Here is a 16,152-nt window from a genome sequence, read left to right on the forward strand (position 1 = left end):
CTATCGGCCCTTCCAGACCGGGGCGCGCTTCTGCGCGAAGGCGATCGCCCCCTCCTGCGCGTCCTCCGAGGCGAAGACCGGTCCCATCAGCTCCAGCTGCCGCGTAAACGCCTCCTCGTCGGTCCAGCCGGACGACTTGACGATCACCTCCTTGGTGGCGGCGACCGCGAGCGGGCCGTTGGCGGTGATCCGCTCGGCCAGCTCCAGCGCGCCGTCGAGCGCCTTGCCGGGTTCGGTCAGCCGGTTGACGAAGCCGTAACCGTGCGCCTCCTCCGCGGTGAAACTGTCTCCGGTGAGCGCCAATTCGAGCGCCTTCTGGTACGGAATCCGCTTCGGCAGCCGCAGCAGGCCGCCACCCGCCGCGACCAGTCCCCGCTTGACCTCGGGGATGCCGAACCTGGCCTCCGAGGACGCGACCACCAGGTCCGTCGCCAGCACCAGCTCGGTGCCGCCCGCGAGTGCGTATCCCTCGACGGCGGAGATGATCGGCTTACGGGGCGGCGCCTCGGTGAAGCCGAGCCCCTTGCCGGGGGCGATCACATTCTCGCCCGCGACGAACGCCTTGAGATCCATGCCCGCGCAGAAGTTGCCCCCGGCGCCGGTCAGGACGGCGAGCGACAGGTCCGCATCGGCGTCGAGTTCGTCGACCGCGGCCGCGAGCCCGTTGCTGACCGCGGCGTTTATCGCGTTGCGCGCCTCCGGGCGGTTGATGGTGATGACCAGGATGCGGCCACGACGTTCGAGCAGCACTTCGTCAGACATGCCGCCCACCCTAGGCGCTGCCGCGCCCACGCGAGCCGACTCCGCGCTCAGCGCCCCGTGTAGGTGGCCTTGCCCGGTCCGACGTCGAGGAAGCTGCGGACCGCGCCCGCGAGGTCCTCGGTACCGAACAGCACGCCCGAGACCTCCGGGGTGATCGAGTCCGCGTGTGCGACACCGCCGGAACGCCAGGCCTCGATGATCTGCTTGGTGGCGTGGTGCGCACGGGTCGGACCGTCCGCGAGCCTCGCGACCAGGGCGCGGGCGGCCGCGTCGACATCCTCGTGCACCGCGTTGACGACCCCCCAGGAGGCCAACGTCGCGGCGTCGTACAGATCGCCGGTCATCACCAGTTCCCTGGCCCGGCCCGAACCGGCGCGCTCGGCGAGCCGCTGCGGCCCGCCCATCGAGGGCGTCAACCCGACCACCGTCTCGACGAGACCGAACTTGGCCTTGGGTGCGGCGAGGATGATGTCGCAGGCGAGCGCGATCTCGAACGCGGCGGTGAGCGTCAGCCCGTGCGCGGCGTACACCACCGGGCAGGGCAGGGCCTCGATCTGGTGGATGATCTCCGCGAACAGGGTCCGCCACAGCTCGGCGCCCTGCTCGGCGCTCAACCCCTCGAAGACATGCACGTCCACGCCGCCGGAGACGACCTTGCCCTCGGCGCGCAGCAGCACCGCACGCGGCGGGGCCGCGCTCAGCGAATCCACGTCGGCGGTGATCGCGTCGAACATGGCCTGGTCGAACAGGTTCAACGGTCCGTGCGCGAAGGTCAGCACGGCGATCTCGGCGCCGGCGTCCGTGGTGATGCGCTCCAGCCGGGTCGGCTGGGCGGGCTCGGAACCTGCAGGCGGGAACGACGCAGTCATGGCGTCAGCCTGCCACACCCGAGCCCGCGCGGCTTAGGCCTGGACGCGTTGGTGTTCGGCGTCAACCGGGGGCTTGTCCCCTTCCCGGATCGGCCGCGAGAAGCACAGCGACGCAACGAAACCGATCAGCAGCACACCCGCGGGCAGCAGCACCGCCTGCGCCATCGAGGTGCTGAACCCGTCGACGATGAAGCTCGGCATCGCACCGCCCGCCTCGTGCTCACCGCCGGTGGGTACCCCATTGGCGGTCAGCCGCGAGGTGATCAGGGCACCGATGCCTGCGCTACCGAGCACCGCACCGACCTGGCGGGTGGTGTTGTACACACCCGAGCCCGCGCCTGCCGCGTTCATCGGCAGGTTCCTGGTGGCGGTTGCCGCCAGCGGCGACCAGATGAAGGCGTTCGCGACGCCCATCAGGGCGATGGGCAGCAGCAGCTCCCAGATCGCGACGTCCGGCTGCATCACCAACGCGAGCCAGCCGAGCGAGATCGAGAGCATCAGGAAGCCGGGCGCGGCGATGTAGCGCGGGTGCACCCGGTCCACCAGCTTGCCGACGTTCGGCGCCAGCGCGCCGGTGAGCACCGCCATCGGGACCATCAGCAGCGCCGAACCGGTCGGCGAGAGCCCACGGACGGCCTGCGCGTAGAACATCAGCGGCACCACCATCGCGGTGATCGAGAAGCCCATCGACGTGATCGCGATATTGGCCAGGGAGAAGTTGCGGTCCTTGAACAGTCCCAGCGGCAGCAGGGGCTCGTTCTTGTTCCACGACTGGTACCAGATGAAGACCGCGAGCAGGATCAGGCCGGCGACGATCGACAGCCAGACCAGCCCGGACCAGTCGTAGGTGTTGCCCTCCTGAAGGCCGAAAACCAGGAAGAACATGCCAGCGGCGCTCAGTATCACCCCGGGGATGTCGAAACGGTGCTGATGGGTCTCGAGCGACGGCACGAACCGCCACGCGGCGAAGAAGGCGATGATGCCGACCGGGACGTTGACGATGAAGATCCACTGCCAGCCGAGTCCGTCGACCAGGACGCCGCCCGCGAGCGGGCCGACCAGGGTGGCGACACCGGCGACGGCACCCCACAGCCCCATCGCGGTACCGCGCTTGTCCGGCGGGAAGATCCGGGTGATCACGGCCATCGTCTGCGGGGTCATCAGCGCGGCGCCGAAGCCCTGGAACACGCGGGCGACGATGAGCATCTCGATGTTGCCGGACAGTCCGCACCAGAGCGAGGACGCGGTGAACAGCGTGAGCCCGATCAGGTAGAGGTTCTTGGGACCGAACCGGTCACCGAGTCTGCCCGTGACGAGCAGGGGGACCGCATAGGCCAACAGATAGGCGCTGGTCACCCACACGACGCTGTTGATGTCGGTCTGCAGATCCTCCATGATCGCCGGGTTCGCGACCGCGACGATGGTGGAGTCCACCAGGATCATGAAGAACCCGAGGCACAGCGCCCAGAGCGCCGGCCATTGCTTGATCTCGGTTTGCATGTCAATCCTTCGCAAGTTGGGGATTGCGCTTACTGATGAGTTCCTCTGTGAGCCAAGGTAGTTCGCCGCTCTCGATCTCCACGATCAGGCCCCGCAGCCAGTCGGCCTCGGCCTTGGCAACTGCCCGCAGGTAGTCCATCCCGAACCAGAAGACCCGCGGGATGTCCTCGGCCACCACCGCCTGCCGCATCCCTTCGAGTTCCCGGATGTCCTCGTCGATCCGGGACACCCGTTCGCCGAGCAGCTCGCAGACGGTGTCCGCGTCGAGATTGTGCGCCTCCGCGAGGGCCACCGGGAACTGCGGGTACTCACTGACCGGGGTGGCCAGGATCTCGCGGATCCGCACGGTCAGCGCCGCCCGTCCCGCCTCGGTGATGGCGTAGGTGGTGCGCTCGGGACGGTTGCCCTCACGCTCCGTGCCGAGCACTGCGACGAGTTCCTGCCGCTCCAACCGGTCGACGGTGTGATAGAGCGAGCCCGGCCGGATCTTCACCAGCCGATCATCGCGCCGCTGGATGAGCAGTTGGAACATCTCGTACGGATGCATGGGCCGCTCGAACAGCAGCGCCAGCACCGTGATCCCGAGGGGAGTCAACGCCGTTGCCGCCACGTCCACGCCTTCCTATTCCGCGCCAATTAATCCAGATGGAATATACGGCGCGGAGGGATGGTTCGGCAACAGCTTTCTCATGAAGCTCTCATCTGGGCGCGGCATCCTGATCCGAATGGGGATCCAGAAGGCGAAGGCCCGTGGCCGCGTATCGCGGTTCATGCCGGGCGCGACGATCGCGGCGACGTGCGCGATCGCGTTGATGCTCGTGCACTCGGTGTTCGTCACCACCGAAGGCGGCCAGCTCCTCGACCAGCAGATCATGCGCACCGCGAACGCCGCACCCGACTCCTGGCACGAGGCGGGCTTCACCCTGCTCGGAGCGGTGAACGCGACGGTCATCGCCGCGGCGATCGGCGCGATCGTCCTCATCGGGCTGATCCGTCGTCGACCTCGCTCGATCGTGGTCGCGCTGGCGGTGATCGCCGGCGCGAACCTCACCACGCAGGCGGTCAAGGTGCTGCTCGACCGGCCGTATCTCGGCTGGGGCGCGCAGAACACGCTCCCCAGTGGGCACGTCACCGTGATCACCTCGCTGGCGGTCGGGCTGGCGATGGTCCTGACCCCGGGCTCGCGGTCGGCGGCCGCCGCGCTGATGTGTGGGGCCGCCGCCGCGGCCGGGTCCGCTGTGATGATCTGCCAGTGGCACCGGCCGAGCGACGTGATCGCCGCGGTGCTCGTCGTCGTCGGCTGGGCGGCGATGCTGTGGCCGGCGTGCGCCGCGCGCCGGGACCGATACCGTGACGAGGGTGGACGCCCATCAGATCGACATCATCGCCCTGGCCTGGGCCAGAGAACTGGGACTGCCGGACCTCGGCCTGGTGCGGCCGGGTACCCGTCACATCCGGGTGGACCAGAGCTCCGACCGGGTCCGGTTCCTCCGGCTGGCTGGAGCGAGCGCGCTGGTGGGCCCGGACTGGGCGATCGAGCGGGCGGAGCGCTACAGCGACGATGAGCTGACCGACGGCGCGACGATGCTCACGATCACCAAGGACCACGGCGGCAGTTGTTCGGGCCCGCGGCTGCTGTCCTTCGCCGCCGACGTGGGCACCGAGATCGGCCGCGAGGACCCACTGATCTCGCACGACCTCGAACACGTGCTTGCCCTGCAGTCGGCCTGCCCGCCCGACGACACGGCGGAGGCCGATCTCACCGGCAAGCGGAACTGGTTCACGCTCGTCGATGCCGCCGGGACGCCGCTGTCCTCGTCCGGGTACGCGGAGTGGCAGGGCATCCTGGCCCACATGGGCACACTCACGTCGCCGGACCATCGCAGGCGCGGACACGGAGCCGTTGTGGCCCGGCTGACGACGAACGACGCGATCGACGTGGGCCTGATCCCGCAGTGGCGCAGCCACCCCGGCAACACGGCCTCGCGCCGACTGGCCGCGTCGCTTGGCTACGAAGAACTGGGCGTCCATACCGTGGCCACGCTCCCCCGAAGTACCGTGTGATTGTTGCCCACTATCGACGGAGTTGATGAACAGTGACCGACGAGAACAGCACCGCGGCGTCGTATGTCGAAGCGGGCCAGGAGTTCACCCGCGACACCCGCTACATCACCACCCGGATCACCGCGGACGGCCGTGACGGCTACCCGGTCGAACCCGGCCGCTACCGACTCGTCGTCGCGCGGGCCTGCCCCTGGGCGAATCGGGCCATCATCGTGCGGCGCCTGCTCGGCCTCGAGGACGTCCTGTCGATGGGCATCTGCGGGCCGACCCACGACCAGCGGAGCTGGACCTTCGACCTCGATCCCGGTGGGGTGGACCCGGTGCTGAAGATCCCGCGCCTGCAGGACGCGTACTTCGCCCGCTTCCCCGACTATCCGCGCGGGATCACGGTGCCCGCGATCGTCGACATCCCGACCGGTCAGGTGGTGACCAACAACTACCCGCAGCTCACCCTCGACCTCTCGACCGAGTGGAAGCAGTTCCACCGCGAGGGCGCACCCGACCTGTACCCCGAGGCTCTGCGACCGGAGATCGACGAGGTCGCCGAGCTGGTGTTCAAGGACGTCAACAACGGCGTGTACCGCTGCGGATTCGCCGGCACCCAGGAGTCGTACGAAGAGGCCTACGACCGTCTCTTCGCGAGGCTGGACTGGCTGACCCACCGGCTCGCGACGCAGCGATTCCTGGTGGGCGACACCATCACCGAGGCGGACGTCAGACTGTTCACCACCCTGGTCCGGTTCGATCCGGTCTACCACGGGCACTTCAAGTGCAACCGCAGCAAGCTCACCGAGATGCACGTGCTGTGGGACTACGCGCGGGACCTGTTCCAGACGCCGGGCTTCGGCGACACCATCGACTTCGCGCAGATCAAGAAGCACTACTACGTGGTGCACTCCGATGTGAACCCGACCCAGATCATCCCCAAGGGGCCGGATCTCGCCAACTGGCTCGAGCCGCACGGACGGGAAGCGTTGGGCGGCAGACCGTTCGGCGACGGCACGCCGCCCCATCCGCCGAAGCCCGACGAGGTGGTCCCCGCCGATCACTGGGTCCTGGGCGGCTCTCCTGCATAAGTGCCGAAACTCCAGTACACCCCTTCGGGATCGCGGCAGGTGAACCCGCGGGAGCCGTAGTCCTCGTCGGTGAGCCCCTTCACGATGGTGGCCCCGCCATCGACGGCACGCCGGTACAGCGCGTCGGGGTCCGGGACGACGATGTACACCGAACCGACCCCCGTCGGCAGGTCCCCCACCGCGGAGTCGGGGCGTTGCGAGCCGAGCATGACGCCGCCGCCGCCCGGCCAGTCGAGCTGGGCATGGTCGACCCGCTCCCCCTCGCCGTAGACGGCGGTCTCGATGAATCCGAAGGCGTCCACGAGGAACGCGATGGCCCCTCGCGCGTTCGCGTAGCTGAGCGTGGGCCAGATCGTGGTGGTGTTGATCGTCTGTGTGCTCATGCCCTCGACACTGCTCCTTCCGATGTCTGGTCCGCTTGGATGAATGAGAACAGCTCCTCGGCCCGCCACCTCGACGGCGGGATCCCGACGATGTCCCGCCAATCGCGCGCCAGGTGGGCCTGGTCGTAGAAGCCGCACCGGGCGGCGACGTCGGCGAGGGAGATGGACGGCCGGCTCCGCAGGAGTTGATGCGAGCGGTGGAAGCGAGCAAGCTTGGCCGCCTCCTTGGGACTGACTCCGAACTCCGCGGCGAACCGGCCGACCAGGTGCCTTCTGCTCCAACCGATCTCGCGGGCCACCTGGCCGACCCGGACCACACCGTCGGCGGCCGTCAGGAGCTGCCACGCGTGCTCGAGGTGCGGATCGATCTCGGCGTCGGCGAGGCGGCGGGACAGCACCTCGTCTAGCACCGCGAAGCGGGCCTCCCAGGAGTGCTGCGCCGCGATCCGGTCGCTCAGCTCGGCGGCGTCGGTGCCGAGCAGGTCCTCGAGCTCGACGACCCAGGCACCGAGCTCGGCGGCGGGCACACCGAGGAGCGCCCTTGAGCCGGCCGGGGTGAGGGCGAGCTGGACACCGTGCTGGTTGCCGTCGTGCCGGATCGTGACCGGCGCGGTGGACAGGCCGCTGGCGAGGGTGCCCCAGGCGCCGGGCTGCTGCCGCGGATCGGACATCCGTGCGAGTTCGAGCGGGGCGTCGAGCGCGATGATCACCGTCAGGTACGGCGAGGGCAGGCCCAGGTGCGAGCCGGGCTCGAACCCGGTCAGTCGATAGCCCTCGTAGGGACCGACGAACGGGCGCAGGGCCTGCGCGGGCGATGCCCGTCTACCCTCCGAGTGCCCGGTCATGATCTCAGCGTAGGCAGTGATCTGCGTCGCATCCAGGGACGACGTGCCCGGGCCAGGAACAAACACGACGAGGCCGACCGTTGGACAGGAGTTCGGCCGCGGACGGTGCTGGCCGTGACGGAGGGGAAGACCATGGCGGACAAGCTGGGACGCATCGAGCAGGTCATCGTGTCGCTGCTCGACAACGGCGCCAAGCTGCAGGGACCCGCGATCCAGAAGTACGTGGACCGGGTTCGCCGGGCCCATCCCGACGAGAATCCCCAGCAGATCGTCGAGCGGATGGAGAAGATCTTCCTCACCGCGGTCACCGGCAGCGGCGGCGCGGTGGGCGCGGCTGCGGCGGTGCCCGGCATCGGCACGGTCGGCTCCATCGCGGCGGTCGGCGCGGAGTCGGTGTTCTTCCTGGAGGCCTCGGCCCTGTTGACGCTGGCGATCGCCTCGGTGCACGGCATCTCGGTGCAGCAGCACGAGCAGCGCCGGGCGCTGGTACTCGCGGTGGCGCTGGGCGCCTCTGGCATGGAGATCGTGGAGAAGGCCGTCGGCGCGACCACGAAGAACTGGGGCTCACTCATCACCAATCGGCTCCCGGCGCAGACGATGACCGGGATGAACCGGAAGCTGATCCACAAGTTCGTCACCAAGTACGCGGCCCGCCGGAGTGCGCTGATCCTGGGCAAGCTGGTACCCGCGGGCATCGGAGCGGCGATCGGCGGCACCGGCAACCGGGTGATCGGCAAGGGCGTGATCAACAACGCGCGCGACGCCTTCGGGCCCGCACCCGCGCGGTGGCCGCTGGAGCTCACTACCTGACCCCCGCAGGGTATGGTCTAGGCATGGACCGGCTCCGCCTCGCCCCGCAGCGCGCCGCACTCTCGTGCGCGCTGCTGCTCGGCGCGCTGGTGTTCGGCCTGCTGGCGATGCATCACGTGGCGGCGGCAGTGAAGGAGACCGGGCAGGCGCACGGTTCGCGGGCCGCGGTCAGCGCGCCTGCGATGGACATGGATGGGGCGATGACTCGATCCGCGTCCACCGACATGGCAGCCGACCGGCTGCCATCACATGCCGAGACCTCAGCCCCTGTGGCAGCACCTGCGGACCAGCGGCCGGCCGACCACACCGGCAGCCACCACATGCTCAACGCGTGCGTCGCCGTACTGCTCTCGGCGGTGCTGCTGGCGATGTCCCTGATCGCGTTCGGCCTCCCGTCGGGCGCGGGCGCCCGGATGCGCCGCGGCCGGTCCGCGGTCACCTATACCGGTCGCGGGCCACCGTTCGCCGTGCCCACCTCTAGTCGCCTTGCCACCTTGTGCCTTCTGCGGGTCTGACAGGGCCACTGTGTCGTGCTCGACGCAGTTCGGCCACTGTCCCACTCGAAAGACCAAGGAAGAACGATGAACACACGTACCAAGACCACCGGCATGATCGCAGCGGCCGCTGCAGCCGTCGCACTGATCGCGGGCTGCTCCAACGACGACTCCGGATCCGGCCACTCGATGGATTCGATGGGCTCGATGTCGATGACCTCGAGTGCGGCGCAGTCCGCGTCGTCGGGCACACACAACAACGCCGATGCCATGTGGGTGCAGATGATGATCCCGCACCACCAGCAGGCGGTGGAGATGGCGGCGCTGGCCGAGGGCCGCACCGAGAATGCGGAACTGCTCGCGCTGGCCGGCCAGATCAAGGCCGCCCAGGACCCCGAGATCGTGCAGATGACGGGGTGGCTCACCGAGTGGGGCGTGCCGACGATGGCAGCCGACATGAGCCATGCCGATATGGGCCACGGCGACGGCGGCGACGGGATGATGACCGCGGAGCAGATGACGCAGCTCGAGCAGTCGTCGGGAGCCGACTTCGACCGGGCGTGGCTGGAGATGATGATCGCCCACCATCAGGGCGCGGTGGATTCCTCGTCCGCGATCCTGACTGACGGACAGAGCGAGCAGGTCCAGGAGCTCGCGAAGAAGATCATCGCAGGCCAGCAGACCGAGATCACCCAGATGAAGGCGATGCTCGGGCAGTAGTCGCGCGCGTCGGCGGGTCGGGCGGTATCCCGTCCCGGCCCGCCGACGGTCCTCGCCGAGGTCAGCTGACAGGTACGGGATGAATCCAGGAGCCCTCCTGCATCCGCAGCAGGCCGTGCTCGTCTTCGACCGACGAAACCTGCAAAGACCAATGCTTCGGCTAGCCAGCCACGCACAAATGTCGGCAGTATTTCGACACTCCCACCGAGATATTTGACCTTGCCGTTGCGGCAGCTTCTACCGTTTGAGTCCATCGCGGAGGGAGGTGTTCGGCGCTGATGAGTTGGTCGATTCAGCAGGTGGCCAGAGTGTCGAGGGTGACGGCACGGACGTTGCGGTACTACGACGAAATTGGTCTGTTGCGTCCAGCTGGTGTGGGTTCCAACGGCCATCGCTACTACGAACGTGAACAGTTGTTGCGGTTGCAACAGATCCTGTTGCTCCGGGAATTGGGGTTGGACCTGGCGACGATCGGTGGCGTGGTCGATGCCGAGCACGATCCGATCGAAGCGCTGCGCCGCCATCACCGCCGACTGCTGGACCAGCGGGGCCGGCTGGATCGTTTGGCCGCGACTGTGGCCATCACCGTCAGAGATCTCGAGGAGGGAACTGATATGCCCGCCGAGAATCTGTTCGATGCAATGACACCCGAGCGCGCTGAGTATCTCGGGGGGCTACCGAAGAAGCGGATCGCGGCGGGGGTGCTGCTCTCCGACGATCTAGGCCGAACCCTGTTGGTCGAACCGACCTACAAGTCGTATTGGCAGCTGCCCGGCGTCGTTGTCGAGGCCGACGAGTCACCGTTCGTAGCCACCGCACGAGCCATCCGCCACGAACTTGGCCTGTCGGTCAAGCCCGGCCGGCTCCTGGTGACCGACTGGGTCGCTCCCAGCCCAAACCGGATCGAGGGGCTGCTGTTCGTTTACGACGGCGCCGTCCTGTCATCGGACCAATCGGCCGCTATCGTGCTGCCGCAAACAGAACTCCGCAGTTGGGCGTGGTGCACCGACGACGAGTTGGAAGACCGTCTACCCGCACACATGCTCAGACGCACCCGGAAAGCTCTGCAGGCTCGTGCCGACGACACAACCCTCTATCTGGAAAATGGGCACCCTGCATAAAGTGACCGCCAGTCTATGGATGCTCCGCGCGGCTACCTGCCGAGGGAATGACCGCCGAGATCTGAGCTGATCCGCGCGGAACGGGTCATTCGTCATGCGCGTTGGGGACCCAAAACAGGGTTCATGGGTAGCGCGCCCTGGATATCGATGCATGGAGCCGGGGCCGGGAAGGCGCCGTACTGGTCGTGGCGGTTCCATGACAGTTGGCGATCGGCGCGCTCGATCGGAGTCCGCCGGAACACCGTGCAAGGCACATACGGTGGCCGTGAGATTACGTCGCTGATTTGGATGGGCGGGGACGTAAGGCGGCCACCGGCAGTCCTCCGTGTGACAGTGCTGGCGCCCTTCAGAAGGGTGGCGGGTCCGGCGCGGGTGCCTGTGTTGGTGGGGTGTGGCCGCGGCGGCCCGTGATCCGTGGTGCGGGTGTCTTCATGGTGTGGCTGCCGTGGGCGCCGGTGGGGAGGGTGAGGGCGGTGGTGCCGGTGTGGGAGGTCCAGAGCATTGCGTGGCCGGGGAGTGCGGTGACTGTCCAGAGGCCGAGGGTTTTGAGTTGGTGGTGGAACTGGCAGAGGCAGTGCAGGTTGGCGACGACGGTCCAGCCGCCGGCGATGGGGTCGTGGGGCAGGTATTCGATGATGTGGTCGAGTTGGCATCCGGCGGCGGGGCGGGTGCAGCCGGGGAATCGGCAGTGGCCGTCGCGGGCGTGGACGAGCGCGGTGGTCGCTGCGTCGGGGCGGTAGGTGAGGGCACCGTCGGGTGGGGCGGTCAGGCCGCCGTGCCCGTCGGGGTATTCCGGTCGGGCCAGGGTGGGGTCGGCATCGATGGCGGCGAGGATCGCGTCGGTGATGGTGCCGATGCTGGTCGGGACCGATGGATCGGGCGGCATCGGCGAGGCGCTGCCGTCCGGCGGTGTCGGGTGCTGATGCTCGCTGCTCGGTGGTGATGCGGTGCAGGGTCGCGGCACGGGGAGTGTCCCGAATTCAGGGATGTAGCCAGCCTTTCGGCGACTGCCGCGGGCGAGGTACGAGCGCACGCAGAACCGCGGCGGTAGCGGTGGTGGCGGTGCATCGGGGCCAGGTGGTTCAGCTTTGATGCGGACAAACTTCTCGCTATGCGTTTCGGTTTCGGGTTTCTCGTCGGTGTCGGCGACTGACTCCGGCACCGGTTCCGGCGCAATGTCTTTGACAGTTCCTGTGGCCGAGCGTTCGCCGTCGCTGTCGACATCACTGGCGGCGGCCTCGTCATGGGCGATCAGGCCAAGCTCCTCGGCCAGGTTCAGTGCCTCGGTGAGCAGGGCCTGCCACGTCCCATCCGCGGCCAGCCTGCGGGCCAGCTCGGGGTCGATCAGTCCGTGGCCGTGCAGGTAGGCGGGTTCGGACAGTAGCCCCACCAGCGTCGCGACGTCCATGGTGATCTGGGTCAGTGGCGCCCGCCGCCCCGGCAGCGCGGCCCGGCCCGCCTGCGCGCAGTCAGTGCGGTCGCAGCTGCACCGCAGATACGGCTCGCCGTGCATCATCGCCAACACCGCATCCACCAACCGGCACCGCTTGCCGCGCTTGTCATGCGGACAGACCGTGGCCGCGAACTCGGCGACCAATTGCATCACCTGCTCGGCCTCCTCCGGCGACACATTCACCTCGATGGTGGACATGGTGCCGCGGGAACGCTTGACGATGCGGCGCCCCAACTCCTGTGCGGTTTCCCGCTGCGCGGCCGCCTCCTCCGCCGAGAACTCCGAGACGAGCCGGCCGATCTCCCCGGCGAGTGGGCCCGGCGTCAGCTGCCGTGCGGCCGCCACGATCCCCGGCTCCAACGCGGCCACCGTCTCCGGCTTCAGCCCCGTCGTCTCGCGACTGATCGCCCGCACCCGAGGCAGATCCAACTCACCGGACTCGAACGCGGCCCGGGCAAGGGGCAGCCGCAACCGCAGGTCCATCCCCAGTGAGGCGTGAGACTCCGCGACCGTCTTCGAGCAGCCCATCCGCACCGCCAACTCGGCGACCGCACCGTTGCCACAGTCCACGATGTCACCCGACCCCAACCGGACATCGCGCTCGATCCACGACTCCCAGAACCGACCCGCCGCCAACACCTTCCGCGCCGCGAACCGATTCTCCGCCCGACACGACCTAACGACCTCGTCGAGGGCGGCGACGTCGGCCAGCAGCGAGGCGGCCTCCGCCTCCACACCGGACCTCACCTCACCGACCCCGTCACCGTTCTCGAACATACATTCGATTATACGCCGAGGGTCCGACATAAATCAGGACTTGCACGAAGCCAAACCCAGCGCGCCCAGTCGTCTACTATCCACCGTAGTAGCCGATGAGTTGCGAGGGGGGCTTCATGCCGGTCAACACCACACTGGCGCAGTACAGCGATTTCGCATTCGCGTCCGCGTTCGCGATCTACGTTCTTGCTCTGGGTCTTTCGGCATTCGAATTTGCGGGCACTTCCGTTCGCCCCCGCACCGCAGCGGACGCCCTTTTGCGGGCTGTGGCCACTGTCGGCGCATCAGCCCCGGATATGCCTGGGCGAATCTCGACCTCGGACAGCACCCGCCCGCCCAGCGAGAGAGCTGGACGTGCCGCCATCGCCCTCACGCTCGTTGCCCTGACACTGAACGTGGCCGCGATCGTCCTGCGTGGCCTGGCGACCGATCGCTGGCCGCTGGGCAACCTCTACGAGTACGCACTGTTCCTGTGCGCAGCGACTGTCGTGTGCTGGCTGGTCGCCGTACGGAAGTACCCGATCCGCAACCTGACGGTGTTCGTACTCGCTCCGGTGGTCGTACTCCTGTTCATCGCAGCATCGGCGATGTACAACGACGCCGCTCCCCTCGTGCCGGCGTTGCGCTCCTACTGGATCGCCATCCACGTGACAATCATCGTGTCCGCCTGCGGGATCCTCACGTTCGCCAGCACAGCCAGCCTGCTCCACATCGTCGCCGTCCACGGACACGCCAACGACCGCGGCCCGAAAGCCTGGATCGCCAACCGACTTCCATCCGCAGAACTGCTCGATCGGGTCGCCTACCGCACGACCATCGTCGGCTTCCCGCTCTACTCCATCGGAGTCATCTGCGGCGCGATCTGGGCCGAAGCCGCATGGGGACGCTTCTGGGGCTGGGATCCGAAGGAGACCGTTTCCTTCATCGCGTGGGTGCTCTACGCCGCCTACCTACACGCGCGAGCTACTAGCGGGTGGGGGACCCTTCGCGCGTCGTGGATCAACGTCGCAGCCCTCGCCACCACACTGTTCAACATGTTCGCCATCAACTTCGTCGTCTCGGGCCTGCACTCCTACGCAGGACTCAACTAACGCGCGACCACCTGCTCCGACTCCGGCACCTCCACCCGGGCAGAACGGAGCAGCGGCACCAAGAACGCCAACCCGAGCACCAGGATTCCTGCCGCCACGGCGAGCGACCGTGAGTACCCGGTGTCGAGCAACGGGGCCACCATCAGCGGGCCGAGAACCTGGCCGAGCCCGTACAGCGCCGTTCCGATCGCGGGGGCACGCGGGCCCACCAGCTCGGTGCCCTCCGCGAGCGTCAGCATCACGATCCCCATGAAGGTGCCGCCGAAGGCCAGCGCCGCCAGCAATTGCACCGCCGTCGCATCGAACAGGGCCGAGGCCGCTACCCCGATGATCTGGACAACGAACGCCACCGCGAGCATCGCTACCCGGGAGTGCCTGCGCGACAGCCTGATCCACAGCACGCACGACGGAAGCCCAGCCAGCCCGACCGCGATCCACACCGCGCCGCCCAGCCAGGTCGCCGTTCCGATGGAGGCCACCGCGGCGACGATGAAGGTGGCGGACACGATGTAGCCGATGCCCTCGCAGAAGTAGGCGGCCATCAGCCAGGCGAATCGCGTCCGGTCCCGGCGCGATACCGGCGACTGCCTACCCGCCGAGGTCGCGGTCGCGGGGTCACCGCCGGGCAGCGACCACGCGAACAGGGCCAGTACCGCCGCCAACGCGGCCACCACCAGCCAACTCACCCGCCACGATCCGCCGGACCCCAACGCGAGAAGCGCGCAGCCGGACAACGCGATTCCGGCCCCGATGCCACCGAACACCCAGCCGACACCGTCCCCGCCGCCCCTGACCTGCTGGTGCGCCACCCGCGCGGTGAAAACGAACAGCACCGCGCTGGCGACACCGGCCAGGAACCGCAACGTCAGCCACAACGACATCGACTCTGCCGCCGGCATCAGCGCGAGCGTCGCGATCAACAGGACGAGCGAGACCCGCAGCGCCGCCCTGCTCCTCGGGATCCAGTGCGCGAAGATCGCCGCCACCGCACCCACCAGGTAGCCGAGATAGTTCGCCGTCGCCAGCGTGGCCGCGGACTCCGCGGTCAGCTCCGTCTGACCCACCATCAACGGCAGGATCGGCGTGAACGCGAACCGGCCCAGCCCCATGGCGACGGCCAGCGTGAGGCTCGCGCGCAGCACGAGCAGCCGATCCTTGCCCCCGGTAACCACCATGACCAGCAGGCTACGACCCTCCGAGGATCGCCGAATCAGCTGCCGGAATGAACTCCGGCGACGCGGGGTTGCGCAAAGCACCACCCCTATGGCAAGCCAATCGGACGGAGAGCCCATGAGCGTCATCGAAGAAACCCCCGACCTCGGCCGAATCGGTGTGTGGCAGCCCGCATACTTCGCGACTCCCGAGTTCGGTCAGGCGCTGGAACGGCTGGGTTACGGCACCGTCTGGCTCGGCGGCTCCCCGCCCGCGGACCTGAAGACCGCCGAGGCCCTGCTCGACGCGACCACCGGTCTCACCGTCGCCACCGGGATCACCAACATCTGGGTCTCCCCCGCCGCCGAGGTCGCCGCGTCGTTCCACCGACTGGAGGCGCGCCACCCGGGCAGGTTCCTGCTCGGCATCGGCGCCGGTCATCCCGAGCACTCCGGACAGGTCTACGCGAAGCCCTATCAGGCACTCGTCTCCTACCTCGACGAGCTCGACGCGGCCGGAGTCCCCGCCGGGCGCCGCGTCCTCGCGGCCCTCGGGCCGCGCGTGCTCAGGCTCGCGGCGGACCGCACCGCGGGCGCGCACCCCTACCTGACCACCCCGGAGCACACCCGCGAGGCGCGCGAGTTGCTCGGCCCCGAACCACTTCTCGCACCCGAGCACAAGATCGTGCTCGACACCGACGCCGCGGCCGCAAGGGCGATCGGCCGCCCCGTCGTGGAGAACCCGTACCTGCACCTACAGAACTACATCGCGAACCTCACCCGGCTCGGATTCACCGAGGCCGAACTCGCCGACGGCGGCAGCGACCGGGTGATCGACGCCCTCGTCGCGCACGGCGATGCCGCCGCGATCGCCGCCCGGCTCACCGAACACCTCGACGCGGGCGCGAACCATGTCGCCATCCAGGCGCTCCCCGTCGACGGCGACCAGCTGCCCACCCTCACCGCGCTCGCCGTCGCGCTCGGCCTGCAGAACTGAAACCACGCGGGAGATCCACCCACCCCTCCCTCCGCGGAT

17 protein-coding genes are annotated in these 16,152 nt (G+C 68.4%); 9 read left to right on the plus strand and 8 right to left on the minus strand.

What is annotated here, in order from left to right; genetic code table 11:
• From JOE46_RS10515 to JOE46_RS10530, 4 genes are read right to left on the minus strand one after another with little or no spacing between them, the layout of a single operon-like run.
• Positions 1 to 762 carry a crotonase/enoyl-CoA hydratase family protein gene (locus tag JOE46_RS10515; RefSeq protein ID WP_027502924.1) on the minus strand — a complete coding sequence of 254 codons (762 nt, stop codon included), beginning with the start codon at positions 760 to 762 and terminating at the stop codon, positions 1 to 3.
• A gap of 47 nt (positions 763 to 809) precedes the next feature.
• Positions 810 to 1,631 carry an enoyl-CoA hydratase/isomerase family protein gene (locus tag JOE46_RS10520; RefSeq protein WP_209927175.1) on the minus strand — a complete coding sequence of 274 codons (822 nt, stop codon included), beginning with the start codon at positions 1,629 to 1,631 and terminating at the stop codon, positions 810 to 812.
• Between the two features lie 33 nt (positions 1,632 to 1,664).
• Complete coding sequence (locus tag JOE46_RS10525; protein WP_209927176.1) at positions 1,665 to 3,131, minus strand: MFS transporter; 1,467 nt, start codon at positions 3,129 to 3,131, stop codon at positions 1,665 to 1,667.
• A gap of 1 nt (position 3,132) precedes the next feature.
• Complete coding sequence (locus tag JOE46_RS10530) at positions 3,133 to 3,741, minus strand: PadR family transcriptional regulator (RefSeq protein WP_209927178.1); 609 nt, start codon at positions 3,739 to 3,741, stop codon at positions 3,133 to 3,135.
• Positions 3,742 to 3,856: 115 nt separating this feature from the next.
• On the opposite strand from JOE46_RS10530, the gene JOE46_RS26410 reads away from it, so the two are divergent.
• From JOE46_RS26410 to JOE46_RS10545, 3 genes are read left to right on the plus strand one after another with little or no spacing between them, the layout of a single operon-like run.
• Entirely contained in the window at positions 3,857 to 4,696 is an 840-nt protein-coding gene (locus JOE46_RS26410; protein ID WP_245221017.1) for a phosphatase PAP2 family protein, read from the plus strand.
• On the plus strand, positions 4,647 to 5,195 hold the full coding sequence (locus tag JOE46_RS26955; RefSeq protein WP_257017534.1) for a GNAT family N-acetyltransferase: 549 nt from the start codon (positions 4,647 to 4,649) through the stop codon (positions 5,193 to 5,195). Before JOE46_RS26410 ends, JOE46_RS26955 begins: the two co-directional genes overlap by 50 nt.
• 32 nt (positions 5,196 to 5,227) lie before the next feature.
• Complete coding sequence (locus JOE46_RS10545; RefSeq protein WP_209927180.1) at positions 5,228 to 6,271, plus strand: glutathione S-transferase family protein; 1,044 nt, start codon at positions 5,228 to 5,230, stop codon at positions 6,269 to 6,271.
• Here JOE46_RS10545 and JOE46_RS10550 read toward each other — a convergent pair.
• Positions 6,241 to 6,654: a VOC family protein gene (locus JOE46_RS10550; protein ID WP_209927181.1), complete on the minus strand. Its 414-nt coding sequence runs from the start codon at positions 6,652 to 6,654 to the stop codon at positions 6,241 to 6,243. The genes JOE46_RS10545 and JOE46_RS10550 overlap by 31 nt on opposite strands.
• The gene (locus JOE46_RS10555; RefSeq protein ID WP_209927182.1) at positions 6,651 to 7,499 is read right to left on the minus strand and encodes a helix-turn-helix domain-containing protein; all 849 of its coding nucleotides are present in this window, start codon (positions 7,497 to 7,499) and stop codon (positions 6,651 to 6,653) included. The genes JOE46_RS10550 and JOE46_RS10555 overlap by 4 nt, the downstream gene beginning before the upstream one ends.
• A gap of 132 nt (positions 7,500 to 7,631) precedes the next feature.
• Between JOE46_RS10555 and JOE46_RS10560 the strand changes: the two genes are divergently transcribed.
• From JOE46_RS10560 to JOE46_RS10575, 4 genes are all read left to right on the plus strand, one after another.
• Positions 7,632 to 8,309, plus strand: coding sequence for a hypothetical protein (locus JOE46_RS10560; RefSeq protein WP_209929060.1), 678 nt, complete (start codon positions 7,632 to 7,634; stop codon positions 8,307 to 8,309).
• Positions 8,310 to 8,332: 23 nt separating this feature from the next.
• On the plus strand, positions 8,333 to 8,824 hold the full coding sequence (locus JOE46_RS10565; protein WP_209927184.1) for a DUF6153 family protein: 492 nt from the start codon (positions 8,333 to 8,335) through the stop codon (positions 8,822 to 8,824).
• 66 nt (positions 8,825 to 8,890) lie between these two features.
• Positions 8,891 to 9,523 (plus strand): DUF305 domain-containing protein, encoded by a 633-nt coding sequence (locus JOE46_RS10570; RefSeq protein ID WP_209927185.1) that lies wholly within the window; start codon positions 8,891 to 8,893, stop codon positions 9,521 to 9,523.
• 278 nt (positions 9,524 to 9,801) lie between these two features.
• Positions 9,802 to 10,644, plus strand: coding sequence for a MerR family transcriptional regulator (locus JOE46_RS10575; RefSeq protein WP_209927186.1), 843 nt, complete (start codon positions 9,802 to 9,804; stop codon positions 10,642 to 10,644).
• 346 nt (positions 10,645 to 10,990) lie between these two features.
• Here JOE46_RS10575 and JOE46_RS10580 read toward each other — a convergent pair whose 3' ends face one another.
• Positions 10,991 to 12,874 carry an HNH endonuclease signature motif containing protein gene (locus tag JOE46_RS10580; protein WP_209927187.1) on the minus strand — a complete coding sequence of 628 codons (1,884 nt, stop codon included), beginning with the start codon at positions 12,872 to 12,874 and terminating at the stop codon, positions 10,991 to 10,993.
• Between the two features lie 116 nt (positions 12,875 to 12,990).
• On the opposite strand from JOE46_RS10580, the gene ccsB reads away from it, so the two are divergent.
• Positions 12,991 to 13,965, plus strand: coding sequence for a c-type cytochrome biogenesis protein CcsB (ccsB, locus tag JOE46_RS10585; protein ID WP_209927188.1), 975 nt, complete (start codon positions 12,991 to 12,993; stop codon positions 13,963 to 13,965).
• Here ccsB and JOE46_RS10590 read toward each other — a convergent pair.
• On the minus strand, positions 13,962 to 15,140 hold the full coding sequence (locus tag JOE46_RS10590; RefSeq protein ID WP_209927190.1) for a YbfB/YjiJ family MFS transporter: 1,179 nt from the start codon (positions 15,138 to 15,140) through the stop codon (positions 13,962 to 13,964). The genes ccsB and JOE46_RS10590 overlap by 4 nt on opposite strands.
• Before the next feature lie 115 nt (positions 15,141 to 15,255).
• On the opposite strand from JOE46_RS10590, the gene JOE46_RS10595 reads away from it, so the two are divergent.
• Complete coding sequence (locus JOE46_RS10595) at positions 15,256 to 16,113, plus strand: LLM class F420-dependent oxidoreductase (protein ID WP_209927191.1); 858 nt, start codon at positions 15,256 to 15,258, stop codon at positions 16,111 to 16,113.
• Positions 16,114 to 16,152 lie beyond the last annotated feature (39 nt).

The organism is Rhodococcus sp. PvR099, assembly GCF_017833315.1.
Lineage (GTDB): Bacteria > Actinomycetota > Actinomycetes > Mycobacteriales > Mycobacteriaceae > Rhodococcus_G > Rhodococcus_G oryzae.